We start from the raw sequence: 19,463 nt of genomic DNA, 5'->3' as shown, positions 1-19,463 counted from the left end.
TCCCGCGTTGGCGTGTCTGGAATACGAGAATTTTTACAGCATCTGTCAGGGCGCATTCGTGTGGTGGCAGGTGCTGACGGCGTGGCGCGACAAGCGCATGAGCGCGCCGAATGCCCCCAAGAGTGCAATGACCTATGGCAAAGCGTGATTTTTATGAGGTCCTGGGTGTCGAGCGTGGCGCCAGTGAAGGCGATCTCAAGAAGGCCTATCGCCGCCTGGCGATGAAGTATCACCCTGACCGCAACCCGGGTGACAAGGAGTCGGAAGACAAATTCAAGGAAGCCAACGAGGCTTACGAGGTGCTGTCCGATGCCAGCAAGCGTGCAGCCTACGACCAGTACGGCCATGCCGGCGTCGATCCGAGCATGGGTGGTGGCGGTGCCGGCTTTGGCGGTGCCAACTTCTCGGACATCTTCGGCGATGTCTTCAGTGACTTCTTTGGCGGCGGTCGCGGTGGTTCCCGTGGCGGCGCGCAGCGCGGCAGCGACCTGCGTTACACCCTGGAGCTGAATCTCGAGGAGGCCGTGCGCGGCACCACGGTCAGCATCCGGGTTCCGACCCTGGTCAATTGCAAGCCTTGCGATGGTTCCGGTGCGAAGAAGGGGTCGACGCCGTCGGCCTGTCCGACTTGCGGCGGCATCGGCCAGGTGCGCATGCAGCAGGGCTTCTTCTCGGTGCAGCAAACCTGCCCGCGCTGCCATGGCCAGGGCAAGATCATCACTGACCCTTGCGGCTCCTGCCATGGCGAAGGTCGTGTCGAGGAGTACAAGACGCTGTCGGTCAAGGTGCCGGCAGGTGTCGACACCGGTGATCGCATTCGCCTGTCCGGCGAGGGTGAAGCAGGTACCCATGGTGGTCCCACCGGCGACCTCTATGTGGTCATCAGTGTGCGCGAGCACGCCATTTTCCAGCGCGACGGCAAGCATCTGTACTGTGAGGTACCGATCAGCTACACCGACGCGGCCCTGGGGGGTGAGCTGGAGGTGCCGACTCTCGATGGTCGGGTCAAGCTCAAGATCCCGGAAGGCACCCAGACCGGTAAGCAGTTCCGTCTGCGTGGCAAGGGCGTCGCCCCTGTGCGCGGTGGTGGCGCTGGCGACCTGCTGTGCCGTGTGGCGGTGGAGACTCCGGTCAACCTCAGTCGCCGCCAGCGCGAGCTGCTCGAGGAGTTGCGTGACTCGCTAGAGGGTGACAGCTCTCATTCGCCCAAGGCCAGTGGCTGGTTCGAGGGTGTGAAGCGCTTCTTCGGCGATCTCTGACAAGGAACAGGCTATGCGACGTATTGCGGTAATGGGCGCGGCTGGGCGGATGGGCAAGACCCTCGTCGAGGCCGTGCAGCAACAGGCGCCACAGGCGGGGCTGACAGCGGCCATCGATCGTCCGGACAGCTCTTTGGTCGGCGCCGATGCCGGCGAGCTGGCGGCGCTGGGTCGAATTGGCGTGGAAATCTCCAGCGATTTGTCCAAGGTCGCTGATGAGTTCGATGTGTTGATCGACTTCACCCACCCCTCGGTGACCCTGAAGAACCTCGCCTTCTGCCGCAAGGCAGGCAAGGCGATGGTGATCGGTACCACCGGCTTCACGCCAGAGGAAAAAGAACAGCTGGCCGAGGCGGGCAAGGAGATCCCGATTGTCTTTGCCGCCAACTTCAGTGTCGGCGTCAACCTTTGCCTGAAGCTGCTGGATACCGCGGCGCGCGTGCTGGGCGACGAGGTGGATATCGAGATCATCGAGGCGCACCACCGTCACAAGGTCGACGCGCCATCGGGCACTGCCTTGCGCATGGGTGAGGTGGTTGCCCAGGCGCTGGGTCGTGACCTGGGCGAGGTGGCGGTCTATGGGCGCGAGGGTCAGACCGGCGCTCGTGATCGTCAGACCATCGGCTTTGCCACCGTGCGTGCCGGTGATGTGGTGGGAGACCATACCGTGCTGTTTGCCGCCGAAGGCGAGCGCGTGGAGATCACTCATAAGGCCTCCAGCCGTATGACCTTCGCCAGGGGGGCGGTACGTGCCGCACTGTGGCTCGAAGGGCGCGAGTCGGGCTTGTACGACATGCAGGATGTGCTCGAGTTGCGTTAAGGCAAGCCCGAGCGGTGCTGGCGCTTCGCGGGCGAGCTCGCTCTTACAGCAATAGCGTTGTGTTCACGTGCGGCGCGGTTCTTGTGGGAGCGGGTTCGCCTGCGAAGGGGTCATCCCCGATGTCAGTCTGTCGCATTCCTGTGTTTCAGAGGCACATACGCGGTAGACCTAAAACGTAATTTTCTGTAAGCTACAGCTTTAGTGTGTCCACTAAAAGCGCGCAGCGAATTGAATTCAGCACATGAAAGCGGGGTGACGTGTCCATACGTCACTCCGCTTTTTTGCAACCTGCGATCGCCCTTTCATGCTTGATTTACGGGAGGTCTTCTTGACAAAGCCAGCCATACTCGCCCTTGCCGACGGCAGTATTTTCCGCGGTGAAGCTATCGGTGCCGACGGTCAGACCGTTGGTGAGGTGGTATTCAACACCGCTATGACCGGCTACCAGGAAATCCTTACAGACCCTTCCTATGCGCAGCAAATCGTTACCCTGACCTACCCGCACATCGGCAACACCGGCACTACCCCGGAAGACGCCGAGTCGAACCGTGTCTGGTCCGCAGGCCTGGTCATCCGTGACCTGCCGCTGCTGGCCAGCAACTGGCGCAACACCCAGTCGCTGCCTGAGTACCTCAAGGCCAATAACGTCGTTGCCATTGCCGGCATCGACACCCGTCGCCTGACCCGTATCCTGCGTGAAAAGGGCGCCCAGAACGGTTGCATCCTCGCCGGTGACAACATCAGCGAAGAAGCTGCCATTGCCGCCGCCCGTGCCTTCCCAGGCCTGAAGGGTATGGACCTGGCCAAGGTCGTCTCCACCAAGGAGCGCTACGAGTGGCGCTCCAGCGTGTGGGAACTGAAGACCGACAGCCACCCGACCATCGAAGCTGCCGACCTGCCGTACCATGTGGTCGCCTTTGACTACGGCGTCAAGCTGAACATCCTGCGCATGCTGGTCGCCCGCGGCTGCCGCGTGACCGTGGTGCCTGCGCAGACCCCGGCCAGCGAAGTGCTGGCGCTGAATCCGGACGGCGTGTTCCTGTCCAACGGCCCTGGTGATCCGGAGCCTTGCGACTATGCGATCCAGGCGATCAAGGACATCCTCGAGACCGAGATCCCGGTATTTGGCATCTGCCTCGGCCACCAGTTGCTGGCCCTGGCCTCTGGCGCCAAGACCGTCAAGATGGGTCACGGCCACCACGGTGCCAACCACCCGGTCCAGGATCTGGACACCGGCGTGGTGATGATCACCAGCCAGAACCACGGTTTCGCCGTCGACGAAGCCACCCTGCCGGGCAATGTCCGCGCCATCCACAAGTCGCTGTTCGACGGTACCCTGCAGGGCATCGAACGCACCGACAAGAGCGCGTTCAGCTTCCAGGGCCACCCTGAAGCGAGCCCTGGCCCGACCGACGTCGCGCCACTGTTCGATCGTTTCATCGATGCCATGGCCAAGCGCCGCTGAGCATCCTGCATCAAGGCCCCGGGGCGGCGAGTGCCGCGCCCGGAAGCGCCTGACCCAGATTGTTCAAGACGGCTTGCCGACTGACCCGCGGATTTGAGTGACAACCATGCCAAAACGTACAGACATCAAAAGCATCCTGATTCTCGGCGCTGGCCCGATCGTGATCGGCCAGGCCTGCGAATTCGACTACTCCGGCGCCCAGGCCTGTAAAGCCCTGCGCGAGGAAGGTTTCCGCGTCATCCTGGTGAACTCCAACCCGGCCACCATCATGACCGACCCGGCCATGGCCGATGCCACCTACATCGAACCGATCAAGTGGCAGTCGGTGGCCAAGATCATCGAGAAGGAGCGCCCTGACGCGCTGCTGCCGACCATGGGTGGCCAGACCGCACTGAACTGCGCCCTGGACCTGGAGCGCCATGGCGTACTGGAGAAGTTCGGCGTCGAGATGATCGGTGCCAACGCCGACACCATCGACAAAGCCGAAGACCGTTCGCGCTTTGACAAGGCCATGAAAGACATCGGCCTGGAGTGCCCTCGTTCCGGTATTGCCCACAGCATGGAAGAAGCCAACGCCGTTCTCGAGCGCCTGGGCTTCCCGTGCATCATCCGTCCGTCCTTCACCATGGGCGGCACCGGTGGCGGGATCGCCTACAACCGTGAAGAATTCGAAGAAATCTGCGCCCGTGGTCTGGACCTGTCGCCGACCAAGGAACTGCTGATCGACGAATCGCTGATCGGCTGGAAGGAATACGAGATGGAGGTTGTCCGCGACAAGAAGGACAACTGCATCATCGTCTGCTCCATCGAGAACTTCGACCCGATGGGCGTGCACACCGGTGACTCCATCACCGTCGCGCCAGCGCAGACCCTGACCGACAAGGAATACCAGATCATGCGCAACGCCTCCCTGGCGGTGCTGCGCGAGATCGGCGTTGAAACCGGCGGCTCCAACGTCCAGTTCGGTATCTGCCCGAACACTGGCCGTATGGTCGTGATCGAGATGAACCCGCGTGTATCGCGCTCCTCGGCACTGGCCTCCAAGGCCACCGGCTTCCCGATCGCCAAGATCGCAGCCAAGTTGGCCGTTGGTTACACCCTCGACGAACTGCAGAACGACATCACCGGCGGTCGTACCCCGGCGTCCTTCGAGCCGTCGATCGACTATGTCGTCACCAAGCTGCCACGCTTCGCCTTCGAGAAATTCCCGAAAGCCGATGCCCGCCTGACCACCCAGATGAAATCTGTGGGCGAAGTCATGGCGATCGGCCGGACCTTCCAGGAGTCCTTGCAGAAAGCCCTGCGTGGTCTGGAAGTCGGCGCCTGCGGCCTGGACCCGAAGGTCGACCTGGCCAACCCGGAAGCCACCAGCATCCTCAAGCGCGAACTGACCGTACCGGGCGCCGAGCGTATCTGGTATGTCGCCGATGCCATGCGTTCGGGCATGACCATAGAGGAAATCTTCCAACTGACCGGCATCGACCTGTGGTTCCTGGTGCAGATGGAAGACCTGATCAAAGAAGAAGAGAAGGTCAAGACCCTGGCCCTGTCGGCGATCGACAAGGACTACATGCTGCGCCTCAAGCGCAAGGGCTTCTCGGACCAGCGCCTGGCCAAGCTGCTCGGTATCACTGACAAGAACCTGCGCCGTCACCGCCACAAGCTGGAGGTGTTCCCGGTGTACAAGCGCGTCGACACCTGCGCCGCCGAGTTCGCCACCGATACCGCCTACCTGTACTCGACCTACGAGGAAGAGTGCGAGGCCAATCCGTCGACCCGCGACAAGATCATGATTCTGGGTGGCGGCCCGAACCGTATCGGCCAAGGTATCGAGTTCGACTACTGCTGCGTGCACGCCGCCCTCGCGCTGCGTGAAGACGGTTACGAGACCATCATGGTCAACTGCAACCCGGAAACCGTCTCCACCGACTACGACACATCCGACCGTCTGTACTTCGAGCCGCTGACCCTGGAAGACGTGCTGGAAGTCTGCCGCGTCGAGAAGCCGAAAGGCGTCATCGTTCACTATGGCGGCCAGACCCCGCTGAAACTGGCCCGTGCCCTGGAAGAAGCCGGCGTACCGATCATCGGCACCAGCCCGGATGCCATCGACCGCGCCGAAGACCGTGAGCGCTTCCAGCAGATGGTGCAGCGCCTGAACCTGCTGCAGCCGCCAAACGCCACCGTGCGCAGCGAAGAAGAAGCCATCAGCGCCGCCGGTGGTATCGGTTACCCGCTGGTGGTGCGTCCATCCTACGTACTGGGCGGTCGCGCCATGGAGATCGTCTACGAGTTGGACGAACTCAAACGCTATCTGCGTGAAGCAGTGCAGGTCTCGAACGACAGTCCGGTACTGCTCGACCACTTCCTCAACTGCGCCATCGAGATGGACGTGGATGCGGTCTGCGACGGTACCGACGTGGTGATCGGCGCGATCATGCAGCACATCGAGCAGGCCGGCGTTCACTCCGGTGACTCGGCGTGCTCGCTGCCGCCTTACTCGCTGAGCAAGGAAGTACAGGACGAGGTCCGTGTACAGGTCAAGAAAATGGCCTTGGAACTGGGCGTTGTCGGTCTGATGAACGTGCAGTTGGCCCTGCAGGGCGACAAGATCTACGTGATCGAAGTCAACCCGCGCGCCTCGCGTACCGTGCCATTCGTCTCCAAGTGCATCGGCACCTCGCTGGCGATGATCGCGGCCCGTGTCATGGCGGGTAAGACCCTGAAAGAGCTGGGCTTCACCCAGGAAATCATCCCGAACTTCTACAGCGTCAAGGAAGCCGTCTTCCCGTTCGCCAAGTTCCCAGGTGTTGACCCAATCCTCGGCCCTGAGATGAAATCCACCGGTGAAGTCATGGGTGTCGGCGACAGCTTCGGCGAAGCCTTCGCCAAGGCCCAGATGGGCGCCAGCGAAGTGCTGCCAAGCGGTGGCACCGCCTTCATCAGTGTGCGTGACGACGACAAACCGCAGGTTGCGGGTGTCGCGCGCGACCTGATCGCCCTGGGCTTCGAAGTGGTCGCCACTGCAGGTACCGCCAAGGTCATCGAGGCGGCGGGCCTGAAGGTGCGCCGTGTGAACAAAGTGACCGAAGGTCGTCCGCATGTGGTCGACATGATCAAGAACGACGAAGTGTCGCTGATCATCAACACTACTGAGGGTCGTCAGTCGATCGCCGATTCCTACTCGATTCGTCGCAATGCGCTGCAGCACAAAATCTACTGCACGACCACCATTGCGGCTGGTGAAGCCATCTGCGAAGCGCTGAAATTCGGTCCCGAGAAGACCGTTCGCCGCTTGCAGGATCTGCACGCAGGACTCAAAGCATGAGCATGACCAAGTACCCAATGACCGTCCAGGGCGCTCGCGCCCTGGAAGAGGAGCTGACCTTCCTGAGCAAGACCGAGCGCCCGCGCCTGAGCCAGGCGATCGGTGAGGCGCGGGAGTTGGGCGACCTCAAGGAAAACGCCGAATACCATGCCGCTCGCGAAGAGCAAGGCATGGTCGAGGCGCGTATCCGCGATATCGAAGGGCGTCTGCAGAACTCGGTGGTGATCGATGTCACCACCATTGCCCACACTGGCAAGGTGATCTTCGGTACCACCGTGGACCTGGAGAACACCGAGACCGGCGATCAGGTTTCCTACCAGATCGTGGGTGAGGATGAGGCGGACATCAAGAAGGGTAAGCTCTCGGCGAGCGCGCCGATTGCCCGTGCCATCATCGGCAAGGAAGAGGGCGATACTGTCGTCGTCAAAACGCCAAGCGGCACGGTCGAGTACGAGATTGTCGAAGTCAAGCACATCTGACCGGCGCCTGCGGGCGCCGTCCCTTGAGGGGATCCTCTGGCAACTGGCCCAGGTTTTCTGGGTCGGTGGCTTGTGGGTGTTCCATGTGGGGTTGGTGCCGGCACTCAAGGTGACCGGCCTTGCGCCGTTGTTGGTGCAGGATGTGGCGGCGCAGATCGACCGTTGGTTGATCGGCGTCGCGCTGCTTGGCCTGATGACCCAGCTGGCGGTATTGGCGAGGGTGGACGGCCTGGCAGCCTGGTGGCGGCAGTTCCGTGGCCAGATGCTGTTGCTCGGCTTCGGTGCCTGTGTCGGTTACTACACGCTGCGCTACGGGATTTCCGTGGGTGAGCGTTGGCAGATGTTCTGCTTCCTGGTGCTGGGCTTCTCCGGCATCGTGCTGGTAGCTCAGCCGGTCCCGGTCAGGGCGCGTCCACCGCGCCACTGATCGGAGCCACCGTCACTTGTAACGGTGGATATTGGACAGCTGCTTGTTGGGCTGCGGATTCTTGCGATAGATCAGCGCTTTCTTGCCGATGGTCTGTACCAATTCCGCGCGGCCGGCCTTGCACAGCTCGGCGATGGCGGCGGCGCGTTCTTCGCGGTCTTCCGAGCGGATTTCGACCTTGATCAATTCATGATCGGTCAGTGCGCGCTCCAGTTCGGCGATGACGCCTTCGTTCAAACCATTGCCCGCGACGATCAGGACCGGCTTCAGGTCGTGACCAATCGATTTGTATTGTTTCTTCTGCTCGTTATTGAGCGGCATAATCTGACCCTTTTCGTCTGATTCTGTAAAATTGGTGGCCATTTTACCCGAGGGCCCGTGGCTCCGCCCAGTCAATCACGACGCTAATCATCGAGGTGCCCCGTGGCGCAACGTTCCAAGAGCAGCCATAACTGGCTGAGAGAGCATTTCAACGATCCTTTCGTCAAGCAGGCGCAGAAGGATGGCTATCGCTCGCGTGCGAGCTACAAGCTGCTGGAGATCCAGGAAAAGGACAAGCTGATCCGCCCTGGCATGAGTGTGATCGACCTCGGCGCTGCACCGGGTGGCTGGTCGCAGGTGACCAGTCGTCTGATTGGTGGTCAAGGGCGTCTGATCGCCTCTGACATCCTGGAAATGGACTCGATCCCCGACGTTACCTTCATTCAGGGCGACTTTACCCAGGATGAGGTGCTCCAGCGAATCCTCGAAGCAGTCGGTGATTCGCACGTGGACCTTGTGATTTCAGACATGGCCCCCAATATGAGTGGTACGCCCGCCGTGGACATGCCACGTGCCATGTTCCTGTGCGAACTGGCCCTGGACCTGGCGAGCCGCGTGTTGCGCCCAGGCGGGGATTTCTTGATCAAGATCTTCCAGGGTGAAGGTTTCGACCAGTATCTCAAGGATGTGCGTGGCAAGTTCGACAAGGTGCAGATGCGCAAACCGTCGTCTTCCCGCGATCGCTCTCGCGAGCAGTACCTGTTGGGTCGCGGCTTCAAAGGGGCGTGAGGGGCGTTTTGCGGATCAGCCGATAGTTATTTCCAATCGGCGGTTCCGTCAGGATCGTCCGAACTTCGTGTAGTCTAGCTTTCACAAAGGGTTACAGACGGCGCCTGCGGATGCGTAGGTAATGTAGTAAGTTAGGGCGGTGAATATCATGCGAGGCACGGCTGCGTCGTGCGCCGGCCTCAGAGGGTAGCTAATTGAACGACATGGCAAAGAATCTGATCCTGTGGTTGATCATCGCGGCTGTCCTTGTGACGGTGATGAACAACTTCTCCAGCCCTAACGAGCCGCAGACCCTCAACTATTCCGACTTCATTCAGCAGGTCAAGGACGGTAAGGTCGAGCGCGTGACCGTCGACGGCTATGTCATCACCGGCAAGCGTACCGATGGCGACAACTTCAAGACCGTTCGTCCGGCCATCACCGACAATGGCCTGATCGGCGATCTGGTCGACAACCATGTCGTGGTCGAAGGCAAGCAGCCAGAGCAGCAGAGCATCTGGACCCAGTTGCTGGTGGCCAGCTTCCCGATCTTGGTGATCATCGCTGTATTCATGTTCTTCATGCGCCAGATGCAGGGCGGTGCGGGCGGCAAGGGCGGCCCGATGAGCTTTGGCAAGAGCAAGGCGCGCTTGTTGTCTGAAGACCAGGTCAAGACCACCCTGGCCGATGTCGCAGGTTGCGATGAGGCCAAGGAAGAAGTCGGTGAGCTGGTCGAGTTCCTGCGCGATCCGGGCAAATTCCAGCGCCTCGGTGGTCGCATTCCGCGTGGCGTGCTGATGGTCGGCCCGCCCGGTACCGGTAAGACCCTGCTTGCCAAGGCCATCGCAGGCGAGGCCAAGGTGCCGTTCTTTACCATTTCCGGTTCTGACTTCGTCGAGATGTTCGTTGGTGTGGGCGCCAGCCGTGTTCGCGATATGTTCGAGCAGGCGAAGAAGCACGCCCCTTGCATCATCTTTATCGACGAGATCGACGCCGTTGGTCGCCACCGTGGTGCCGGCATGGGCGGCGGTCACGACGAGCGTGAACAGACGCTCAACCAGTTGCTGGTGGAGATGGATGGCTTTGAAATGAACGATGGCATCATCGTCATCGCCGCCACCAACCGTCCTGACGTGCTCGATCCGGCACTGCTGCGTCCTGGCCGTTTCGACCGTCAGGTGGTGGTCGGCTTGCCGGACATCCGCGGCCGTGAACAGATCCTCAAGGTGCACATGCGCAAGGTGCCGGTCGGCGAGAACGTCAACGCCGCCGTCATTGCCCGTGGTACGCCGGGCTTCTCCGGTGCCGACCTGGCCAACCTGGTCAACGAGGCCTCGTTGTTCGCTGCGCGCGCCAGCAAGCGCCTGGTCGAGATGAAAGAGTTCGAACTGGCCAAGGACAAGATCATGATGGGCGCCGAGCGCAAGACCATGGTCATGTCCGAGAAGGAAAAACAGAACACTGCCTACCACGAGGCGGGGCACGCCATCGTCGGCCGTGTCGTTCCCGAGCATGACCCGGTCTACAAGGTCTCGATCATTCCGCGCGGCCGCGCCCTGGGTGTGACCATGTTCCTGCCAGAGGAAGACCGCTACAGCCTTTCCAAGCGCGCGCTGGTCAGTCAGATCTGCTCGCTTTATGGCGGTCGTATCGCCGAAGAGATGACCCTGGGCTTCGATGGCGTCACCACCGGTGCCTCCAACGACATCATGCGCGCCAGCCAGATTGCCCGGAACATGGTCACCAAGTGGGGCCTGTCCGAGAAGCTCGGCCCGCTGATGTACGCCGAAGAGGAGGGCGAGGTGTTCCTCGGTCGCAGTGCGGCGAGCCAGCATGCCAGCGTCTCGGGTGAGACCGCCAAGCTGATCGACTCCGAAGTGCGCAGCATCATCGATCACTGCTACGCCACGGCCAAGCAGATTCTCACTGACAACCGCGACAAGCTCGACGCGATGGCTGAAGCCTTGATGAAGTACGAAACCATCGATGCCGATCAGATCGACGACATCATGGCAGGCCGTACGCCGCGTGAACCGCGTGATTGGGACAATGATGCCGGCACCTCCGGTAACCAGGCCTCCCAAGGTGATCGTCCGGAGTCGCCGATCGGCGGTCCAGCGGCTCAACACTAAGGGCATCTATGAGCTCACAGCAGTACCCAACCCGGTTGCCTTGCGGCAACCGGGTTCTTGATTTGTCCCGTACCCATGTCATGGGTATCCTCAATATCACCCCCGATTCCTTCTCCGACGGTGGGCGCTTCAATCAGCGCGACGAGGCCTTGCGCCATGCCGAGGCGATGGTGGCAGCCGGTGCGACCCTGATCGACATCGGCGGCGAATCCACCCGTCCCGGAGCCAGGGCTGTTTCTCCGACCGAGGAATTGGAGCGTGTAGCGCCCATGGTCGAGGCGATCAACAGCCGGCTCGACGTCATCATATCGGTCGATACCTCCACTCCAGCGGTCATGCGCGAGTCCGCTCGCCTGGGTGCGGGGCTGATCAATGACGTGCGAGCCCTGGAGCGCGATGGTGCCTTGGATGCCGCTGCCGATACGGGGCTGCCCGTATGCCTGATGCACATGCGTGGCGAGCCGGGCAACATGCAGGACAATCCGCATTACGATGATGTGGCTGCTGATGTGACGCGCTATCTTGAGCTGCGAATGGCCGCCTGCGCTGCCGCGGGGATCGACGCCGACCGAATCATCCTCGATCCGGGTTTTGGCTTTGCCAAGACGCTTGGTCACAACCTCAGTCTCTTCAAACACATGGAAGTGCTCTATCGCCTGGGGAGGCCGTTGCTGGTTGGCGTCTCGCGCAAGAGCATGATCGGCCTCACGCTTGATCGCCCCGTGGATGAGCGGCTTTACGGCAGCTTGGCGCTGGCGGCATTGGCCATGACCAAAGGCGCCAGCATCCTGCGAGTGCACGATGTGGCCGAGACTGTCGACGTGGTGCGAATGATCACTGCGGTGCAGAACGCCGAATAAGAACATTGGAGTCCCTATGAGCAGAAAATACTTTGGTACCGACGGTATCCGTGGCCGCGTCGGCGAATACCCCATCACCCCCGACTTCATGCTTAAGCTGGGCTGGGCGGCGGGAATGGCATTCCGCAAGCAAGGCAATTGCCGCGTGCTGGTGGGCAAAGACACCCGGATCTCGGGCTACATGTTCGAATCCGCGCTGGAAGCCGGTCTCTCTGCCGCCGGTGCCGATGTGATGCTGTTGGGGCCCATGCCGACTCCAGCGATCGCTTACCTGACCCGTACCTTCCATGCCGAGGCGGGTATCGTCATCAGTGCCTCGCACAATCCGCACGATGACAATGGCATCAAGTTCTTCTCCGGCCAGGGCACCAAGTTGCCTGACGAGGTCGAGTTGATGATCGAAGAACTGCTCGACCAGCCGATGACCGTGGTCGAGTCGAGCAAGCTGGGGAAGGTGTCGCGCATCAACGATGCGGCGGGCCGTTACATTGAGTTCTGCAAGAGCAGCGTGCCGACCAGCACCAGCTTCGAAGGGCTTAAATTGGTGATCGATTGCGCCCATGGTGCGACCTACAAGGTGGCCCCAAGCGTGTTCCGTGAGCTCGGTGCCGACGTCACTGTGCTGCACGCCCAGCCTGATGGGCTGAACATCAATGAAGGGTGCGGCTCGACCCATATCGAGTCGCTGCAGGCCGCTGTGCTGGTAGGCCATGCCGACCTTGGGATCGCCTTCGACGGCGATGGTGACCGTGTGCTGATGGTCGACCATACCGGCGCCATCGTCGATGGTGACGAACTGCTGTTCATCATCGCGCGTGACCTGAAAGACCGAGGCAAACTGCAGGGGGGAGTGGTGGGTACCCTGATGAGCAATCTGGGCCTGGAGCTGGCGCTCAAGGACCTGGACATTCCCTTTGCCCGGGCCAAGGTGGGTGACCGCTATGTGATGGCTGAGCTGCTTGAGCGCGACTGGCAGCTCGGTGGCGAAAATTCGGGGCACGTTGTGTGCTGCAACCACACCACTACCGGTGATGCGATCATTGCCGCGCTGCAGGTGCTGATGGCACTCAAGCGTCGGGGCGAGACGCTGGCCCAGGCTCGCCAGGGGCTGCGCAAGTGCCCGCAGGTATTGATCAATGTGCGCTTTGGCGCGAGCAAGGTCGATCCGCTGGAGAATCCGACCGTGCAGGACGCCAGTGCCAAGGTCACCGAGGCCATGGCTGGGCGCGGGCGTGTGCTGTTGCGCAAGTCTGGTACCGAGCCGCTGGTGCGGGTCATGGTCGAGGGCGACGACGAAAATCAGGTTCGCGGCCATGCCGAAGCGCTGGCCAAGTTGGTCGCTGAAGTTTGTGCCTGAAATAGGCTTGCCAGCGCAGATCGGGTTGGGTAAGATCTGCGCCCACTTTGACCGACGAGGTAAAGCATGCGTCGCCCCATGGTAGCTGGTAACTGGAAGATGCACGGTACCCGCGCCAGCGTCGCTGAGCTGACCGAAGGCTTGAGCAATCTGGCCTTGCCGGGCGGAGTGGAAGTCGCGGTGTTCCCGCCATCCCTTTTCATCACTCAGGTGGTTGAAGGCTTGCAGGGTAAGGGAATCGTCGTCGGCGCACAGAATTCTGCTGTACAGCCCGAACAGGGCGCGCTGACCGGCGAAATCGCACCGAGTCAGCTGGCTGAAGCAGGCTGCAAGCTTGTGCTGGTCGGGCACTCTGAGCGTCGCCAGATCATTGGCGAGAGCGATGAAGTGCTCAATCGCAAGTTTGCAGCCGCCCAGGCAAGTGGTTTGAAACCAGTGCTCTGTGTGGGGGAAACCCTCGAGGAGCGCGAGGCAGGCAAGACGCTGGAGGTAGTCGGGCGTCAACTGAGCAGTATCATCGATGAGTTCGGTGTTGCGGCTTTTGCCAATGCAGTAATCGCCTATGAGCCTGTTTGGGCCATCGGTACAGGTCTGACGGCCACGCCTCAGCAAGCTCAGGATGTGCATGCAGCCATTCGAGCGCAGCTGGCGGCGCAGGACGCCGAAGTTGCCGCAAACGTGCAGCTTCTCTATGGCGGCAGCGTGAAGGCGGCCAATGCGGCCGAACTGTTCGGCATGCCGGATATCGATGGGGGGCTCATTGGTGGAGCGTCCCTGAACGCAGACGAATTCGGTGCAATTTGTCGCGCCGCAGGAAACTGAACAAATGCTGGAAACAGTCGTAGTTGTTTTTCATCTGTTGGCTGCACTGGCTGTGGTAGTGCTGGTTCTGTTGCAACAGGGTAAAGGTGCGGAAGCAGGTGCATCTTTCGGCGCAGGTGCTTCAAATACTGTGTTCGGAAGCCAAGGTTCCGCTACCTTTTTGAGTAAAGTTACTGCTATACTTGCTGCCACTTTCTTTTTGACTGCTCTTGGGTTAGGATACTTCGCTAAAGAGAAAGCTCATCAGCTGACTCAAGCAGGTCTGCCAGATCCAGCGGTACTGGAAGTCAAAGAGCAGAAGCCGGCAGTAAGTGATGATGTACCGGTGCTCCAAGAGAAGAAGAGCGAAACCACCAATGCTGGTGATGTACCTCCTCCAACTGAAGAGCAGAAGTAACGGGTTTCAAGAAGTAGTATTGCCGAGGTGGTGGAATTGGTAGACACGCAACCTTGAGGTGGTTGTGCCCATAGGGTGTAGGGGTTCGAGTCCCCTTCTCGGTACCAATTGAAGCATGAGAGCCCGCTTTAGCGGGCTTTCTTGCAGGTGGAGGTTAGATTGACCCTGTAGCGGGTTCGGTCTTATACTTTCGCCCCAGCTTTGTCGCGGGGTGGAGCAGCTTGGTAGCTCGTCGGGCTCATAACCCGAAGGTCGTTGGTTCAAATCCAGCCCCCGCAACCAGCTTCAGCGGAGCCCCTTTTCAGGGGCTTTTTGCTAGCTGAACAGTTCTTGCGTCGTTGTTCAACGGCGCTTTCAGGGATGGGCGCTTCGCCCATTTTTTATTTGCACAGCATGCACGAGGGGGTTCAGGTGTCGAGCAAGCTAGAACAGTTGCAGGCCTTGTTGGCCCCGGTGGTCGAGGGTCTGGGCTATCAATGCTGGGGGATCGAGTACGTTTCCCAGGGTAAGCATTCGGTACTGCGCATCTATATCGACAAGGAAGGCGGAATCCTGGTGGACGATTGCGAAGCTGTCAGTCGTCAAGCCAGTGCCATCTTGGATGTGGAAGATCCGATCACCAACGAATATACCCTCGAGGTGTCTTCTCCTGGCATGGACCGCCCACTGTTCACTCTGGAACAGTTTGCCTCGCATGCCGGCGAACAAGTGAAGATCAAGCTGCGTACGCCCTTCGAAGGTCGTCGTAACTTCCAGGGCCTTCTCCGCGGTGTGGAGGACCAGGATGTGGTGGTCCAGGTGGACAACCATGAGTTCCTGTTGCCGATCGACTCGATCGACAAGGCCAATATTATTCCCAGTTTTGACTGAGACGTGCCGGGCCCGGCGGACTATCCGGGTCCAATGGCTTGCGCAAGGCGAGGCGTACGATGAGCAAAGAAGTACTGCTGGTTGTTGAATCGGTATCCAACGAAAAGGGTGTACCACCCGGCGTCATTTTCGAAGCGCTGGAAGTGGCCCTGGCCACTGCAACCAAAAAACGTTTTGAGGACGAAGTCGACCTGCGTGTGGAAATCAACCGCCACACCGGTAGCTACGAGACCTTCCGTCGCTGGACCGTGGTTGACGAAGCCGATCTGGATGATCCGGCGATCGAGACCTGGTTGAGCAAGATCCACGAGACCCACCCTGATGCCAAGGTCGGTGACGTGATCGAAGAGAAGATCGAGTCGATCGAGTTCGGCCGCATCGCCGCCCAGACTGCCAAGCAGGTGATCGTGCAGAAGGTCCGCGAGGCCGAGCGCGCCCAGGTTGTCGACGCCTACCGCGAGCGTGTTGGCGAGATCATCTCCGGCACCGTCAAGAAAGTGACCCGCGACAACGTCATCGTTGACCTGGGCAACAACGCCGAGGCCCTGCTGGCCCGCGAGGACATCATCCCACGCGAGACCTTCCGTGTCGGTGTCCGCCTGCGTGCGCTGCTCAAGGAAATCCGCACCGAGAACCGTGGTCCTCAGCTGATCCTGTCGCGCACCGCGCCGCAGATGCTGATCGAGCTGTTCCGCATCGAAGTGCCAGAGATCGCTGAAGGTCTCATCGAAGTCATGGCCGCCTCCCGCGATCCGGGGTCGCGTGCCAAGATCGCCGTCCGCTCCAAGGACAAGCGTATCGACCCGCAAGGTGCCTGCATCGGCATGCGGGGTTCGCGCGTCCAGGCCGTATCCGGCGAGCTGGGTGGTGAGCGCGTGGATATCGTCCTGTGGGACGAGAACCCGGCGCAGTTCGTCATCAATGCCATGTCGCCGGCCGAAGTCGCGGCGATCATCGTTGATGAAGATGCCCATGCAATGGACATCGCAGTCGCCGAGGACAACCTGGCCCAAGCCATTGGCCGTGGTGGTCAGAACGTTCGCCTGGCCAGTCAGTTGACCGGCTGGACCCTGAACGTCATGACCGAGAAGGACATCCAGGCCAAGCAACAAGCAGAAACCGGCGACATCCTGCGCAACTTCATCGAGGAACTGGAAGTCGACGAGGAGCTGGCCCAAGTGCTGGTCGACGAAGGCTTCACCAGCCTCGAAGAGATTGCCTACGTACCGTTGGAAGAAATGCTCAACATCGATGGCTTTGACGAGGACATCGTCAACGAGCTGCGTGCTCGTGCCAAGGACCGTTTGTTGACCAAGGCCATCGCTACCGAAGAAAAACTGGCAGACGCCCATCCGGCCGACGACCTGCTCTCCCTCGAGGGCATGGACAAGGACCTGGCGGCGGAACTGGCGGTGCGCGGCGTGGTTAACCGCGAAGACCTGGCCGAGCAGTCGATTGACGATCTGCTCGACATCGACGGCATCGACGAAGAGCGTGCCGGCAAGTTGATCATGGCCGCCCGAGCCCATTGGTTCGAGTAATTAGGCGCGGCCTGAGGAGAGAAGTGCATGACGCAAGTCACGGTGAAAGAACTGGCCCAAGAGGTCGAGGCACCGGTAGAGCGCCTGCTGCAGCAGATGCGTGAGGCAGGTCTGCCGCACACCGACGCCGGTCAGGTAGTGACCGATAACGAGAAGCAGGTTTTGCTGACTCATTTGAAGAGCAGCCACAAGAGCAAGGCGGAAGAGCCGCGCAAGATCACCTTGCAGCGCAAGACCACCAGCACCCTGCGTGTCGCCGGTAGCAAAAGCATCAGCGTAGAAGTACGCAAGAAGAAAGTATTCGTGCAGCGCAGCCCGGAGGAAATCCAGGCTGAGCAGAAGCGCGAGCTGGAAGAGCGCCGTGCAGCCGAAAACGCCGCACGCGAGAAGGCTGACGCCGAAGCTCGCCAGCGCGCTGAAGAGCAGGCGCGTCGTCAAGCAGCTGAAACAGTTGCCCAGGCGCCTGTCGAGAAAGCTGCACCAGCAGCAGTCGCCGCCCCGGCTCCGGTTGTTGCCGACGCTCCTGCGTCCGAAGATGCCGCCGCGCGTGCCGCTGAGCGCAAGAAGGACGAGACCCGCCGCAACGAAAGCCGCGTCCGCGAAGAAGACCGTCGTGGTGGCGAGCGCCGTGGCGAAGCCCCACGCGTTTCCATCAAGGTCAAGGTCAAGGAAAAGGAAAAAGCGCCGACCCCTCGCGCTGCCCCACGTACCACCGACGAAGAGAGCGATGGTTTCCGTCGCGGTCGCGGCGGCAAGGGCAAGCCGAAGAAGCGCAACCAGCATGGTTTCCAGAACCCGACCGGTCCTGTCATCCGTGACGTGACCATCGGCGAGACCATCACCGTTTCCGAGCTTGCGCAGCAGATGTCGGTCAAGGCCGCTGAAGTCGTCAAGTTCATGTTCAAGCTGGGTACCCCGGTCACCATCAACCAGGTGCTCGACCAGGAAACTGCTCAGCTGGTAGCCGAAGAACTGGGCCACAAAGTGACCCTGATCAGCGACACCGCCCTGGAAGACTCGCTGGCCGAATCGCTGAAGTTCGAAGGCGAGACCGAGCCGCGTGCACCGGTAGTGACCGTCATGGGTCACGTCGACCACGGTAAGACCTCGCTGCTCGACTACATCCGTCGTGCCAAGGTTGCCGCAGGCGAGGCCGGTGGTATTACTCAGCACATCGGTGCCTACCACGTCGAAACCGATCGCGGCATGGTCACCTTCCTCGACACCCCTGGCCACGCTGCGTTCACCGCGATGCGTGCCCGCGGTGCCAAGGCCACCGACATCGTCATCCTGGTGGTGGCAGCGGACGACGGCGTGATGCCGCAGACTCGCGAAGCCGTACAGCACGCCAAGGCTGCTGGTGTTCCGCTGGTGGTCGCGGTGAACAAGATCGACAAGCCCGGTGCCGACATCGATCGCATCCGTAACGAGCTGGCCGTCGAAGGCGTGACCTCCGAGGACTGGGGTGGTGACACTCCGTTCGTCAAGGTTTCCGCGAAGATGGGTACCGGTGTCGACGAACTGCTCGAGGCCGTACTGCTGCAGGCCGAGATCCTCGAACTGACCGCCACGCCGACCGCGCCTGGCCGTGGTGTCGTGGTCGAGTCGCGCCTGGACAAGGGCCGTGGTCCGGTGGCTACCATCCTGGTTCAGGACGGTACCCTGCGTCAGGGCGACATGGTCCTGTGCGGCTCCAACTATGGCCGCGTGCGTGCCATGCTCGACGAGAACGGCAAGCCTGTTAAGGAAGCCGGCCCGTCGATCCCGGTCGAAATTCTCGGCCTGGACGGTACCCCGGAAGCCGGTGACGAGCTGTCCGTGGTCGCCGACGAGAAGAAGGCCCGCGAAGTCGCCCTGTTCCGCCAAGGCAAGTACCGTGAGGTCAAGCTGGCCCGTGCTCACGCCGGCAAGCTGGAAAACATCTTCGAGACCATGGGTCAGGAAGAGAAGAAGACGCTCAACATCGTTCTCAAGACCGACGTTCGCGGTTCCCTGGAAGCGCTGCAGGGCTCGCTGTCGGGCCTGGGCAACGACGAAGTTCAGGTACGCGTGATCGGTGGCGGTGTCGGTGGTATCACCGAGAGCGATGCCAACCTGGCGCTGGCGTCCAACGCGGTGCTGTTCGGCTTCAACGTGCGTGCCGATGCCGGTGCGCGCAAGATCGTCGAGCAGGAAGGTCTGGATATGCGTTACTACAACGTGATCTACGACATCATCGAAGACGTCAAGAAGGCCCTGACCGGCATGCTCGGCAGCGATGTTCGCGAGAACATCCTGGGTGTCGCCGAAGTGCGTGACGTGTTCCGCTCGCCGAAGTTCGGCGCCATCGCTGGCTGTATGGTCATCGAGGGTACCGTTTACCGCAACCGTCCGATCCGCGTACTGCGCGAGGACGTTGTGATCTTCGAAGGCGAACTGGAATCGCTGCGTCGCTTCAAGGACGATGCTGCCGAAGTTCGTTCGGGCATGGAGTGCGGTATTGGCGTCAAGAGCTACAACGACGTCAAGGTCGGCGACAAGATCGAAGTCTTCGAGAAAGTCCAGGTGGCACGTACCCTGTAAGGGCCGTGCCGGGCGCAAGCCCCGCCCCAGGGCGGTTGGCGGCGCCTCTGAAGGTAACGCCCGGTCAGGCCTCAGCCTGTCCGGGCGTTTGCCGCTTTAGTTACAGGTAGCAAGA

Annotated in this window: 16 protein-coding genes and 2 tRNA genes; 17 read left to right on the top strand and 1 reads right to left on the bottom strand. The window is 61.0% G+C overall.

Features of this window, described 5'->3' with window-relative positions; translation table 11 throughout:
• Positions 1-134 precede the first annotated feature (134 nt).
• The 6 genes from dnaJ to IEC33019_RS23500 all read left to right on the top strand — a co-directional run bounded on the left by dnaJ (position 135) and on the right by IEC33019_RS23500 (position 7,778).
• The gene (gene dnaJ, locus IEC33019_RS23525) at positions 135-1,259 is read left to right on the top strand and encodes a molecular chaperone DnaJ (RefSeq protein ID WP_070092236.1); all 1,125 of its coding nucleotides are present in this window, start codon (positions 135-137) and stop codon (positions 1,257-1,259) included.
• A 13-nt stretch (positions 1,260-1,272) separates the two neighbouring features.
• Positions 1,273-2,079: a 4-hydroxy-tetrahydrodipicolinate reductase gene (gene dapB / locus IEC33019_RS23520; protein WP_070092237.1), complete on the top strand. Its 807-nt coding sequence runs from the start codon at positions 1,273-1,275 to the stop codon at positions 2,077-2,079.
• 328 nt (positions 2,080-2,407) lie between these two features.
• A complete protein-coding gene (carA, locus tag IEC33019_RS23515) occupies positions 2,408-3,544 on the top strand; it encodes a glutamine-hydrolyzing carbamoyl-phosphate synthase small subunit (RefSeq protein WP_025340706.1) in 1,137 nt (378 codons plus the stop codon).
• A gap of 106 nt (positions 3,545-3,650) precedes the next feature.
• Complete coding sequence (gene carB, locus IEC33019_RS23510) at positions 3,651-6,872, top strand: carbamoyl-phosphate synthase large subunit (RefSeq protein ID WP_070092238.1); 3,222 nt, start codon at positions 3,651-3,653, stop codon at positions 6,870-6,872.
• Positions 6,869-7,351 (top strand): transcription elongation factor GreA, encoded by a 483-nt coding sequence (gene greA, locus IEC33019_RS23505; RefSeq protein ID WP_170831762.1) that lies wholly within the window; start codon positions 6,869-6,871, stop codon positions 7,349-7,351. Before carB ends, greA begins: the two co-directional genes overlap by 4 nt.
• Positions 7,329-7,778, top strand: coding sequence for an MFS transporter (locus IEC33019_RS23500; protein ID WP_081337442.1), 450 nt, complete (start codon positions 7,329-7,331; stop codon positions 7,776-7,778). Before greA ends, IEC33019_RS23500 begins: the two co-directional genes overlap by 23 nt.
• A gap of 12 nt (positions 7,779-7,790) precedes the next feature.
• Here the strand turns inward: IEC33019_RS23500 and yhbY are convergent, their stop codons facing one another.
• Complete coding sequence (gene yhbY / locus IEC33019_RS23495) at positions 7,791-8,099, bottom strand: ribosome assembly RNA-binding protein YhbY (protein WP_023378620.1); 309 nt, start codon at positions 8,097-8,099, stop codon at positions 7,791-7,793.
• 102 nt (positions 8,100-8,201) lie between these two features.
• Here yhbY and rlmE point away from each other — a divergent pair, with 102 nt between their 5' ends.
• From rlmE to infB, 11 genes are all read left to right on the top strand, one after another.
• Complete coding sequence (gene rlmE / locus IEC33019_RS23490) at positions 8,202-8,828, top strand: 23S rRNA (uridine(2552)-2'-O)-methyltransferase RlmE (protein WP_070092239.1); 627 nt, start codon at positions 8,202-8,204, stop codon at positions 8,826-8,828.
• Positions 8,829-9,031: 203 nt separating this feature from the next.
• Positions 9,032-10,939 (top strand): ATP-dependent zinc metalloprotease FtsH, encoded by a 1,908-nt coding sequence (gene ftsH, locus IEC33019_RS23485; protein ID WP_070092240.1) that lies wholly within the window; start codon positions 9,032-9,034, stop codon positions 10,937-10,939.
• A gap of 8 nt (positions 10,940-10,947) precedes the next feature.
• Positions 10,948-11,799, top strand: coding sequence for a dihydropteroate synthase (gene folP, locus IEC33019_RS23480; protein WP_070092241.1), 852 nt, complete (start codon positions 10,948-10,950; stop codon positions 11,797-11,799).
• Positions 11,800-11,815: 16 nt separating this feature from the next.
• Positions 11,816-13,156, top strand: coding sequence for a phosphoglucosamine mutase (gene glmM, locus IEC33019_RS23475; protein ID WP_070092242.1), 1,341 nt, complete (start codon positions 11,816-11,818; stop codon positions 13,154-13,156).
• A gap of 66 nt (positions 13,157-13,222) precedes the next feature.
• A complete protein-coding gene (gene tpiA, locus IEC33019_RS23470) occupies positions 13,223-13,978 on the top strand; it encodes a triose-phosphate isomerase (protein ID WP_070092243.1) in 756 nt (251 codons plus the stop codon).
• A 4-nt stretch (positions 13,979-13,982) separates the two neighbouring features.
• A complete protein-coding gene (gene secG / locus IEC33019_RS23465; protein ID WP_070092244.1) occupies positions 13,983-14,375 on the top strand; it encodes a preprotein translocase subunit SecG in 393 nt (130 codons plus the stop codon).
• A 21-nt stretch (positions 14,376-14,396) separates the two neighbouring features.
• Positions 14,397-14,482: transfer RNA gene (locus IEC33019_RS23460), tRNA-Leu, on the top strand.
• Between the two features lie 98 nt (positions 14,483-14,580).
• A tRNA-Met gene (locus IEC33019_RS23455) sits at positions 14,581-14,657 on the top strand.
• A gap of 129 nt (positions 14,658-14,786) precedes the next feature.
• Positions 14,787-15,245, top strand: coding sequence for a ribosome maturation factor RimP (rimP, locus tag IEC33019_RS23450; RefSeq protein WP_043210161.1), 459 nt, complete (start codon positions 14,787-14,789; stop codon positions 15,243-15,245).
• A gap of 59 nt (positions 15,246-15,304) precedes the next feature.
• A complete protein-coding gene (nusA, locus tag IEC33019_RS23445; protein WP_070092245.1) occupies positions 15,305-16,786 on the top strand; it encodes a transcription termination factor NusA in 1,482 nt (493 codons plus the stop codon).
• 27 nt (positions 16,787-16,813) lie between these two features.
• On the top strand, positions 16,814-19,348 hold the full coding sequence (gene infB / locus IEC33019_RS23440; protein WP_070092246.1) for a translation initiation factor IF-2: 2,535 nt from the start codon (positions 16,814-16,816) through the stop codon (positions 19,346-19,348).
• Positions 19,349-19,463 lie beyond the last annotated feature (115 nt).

Origin of the sequence: Pseudomonas putida (genome assembly GCF_002741075.1) — a bacterium.
In the GTDB taxonomy this organism is placed as follows: domain Bacteria; phylum Pseudomonadota; class Gammaproteobacteria; order Pseudomonadales; family Pseudomonadaceae; genus Aquipseudomonas; species Aquipseudomonas putida_T.
This window is presented reverse-complemented; position numbering and strand designations above follow the sequence as displayed.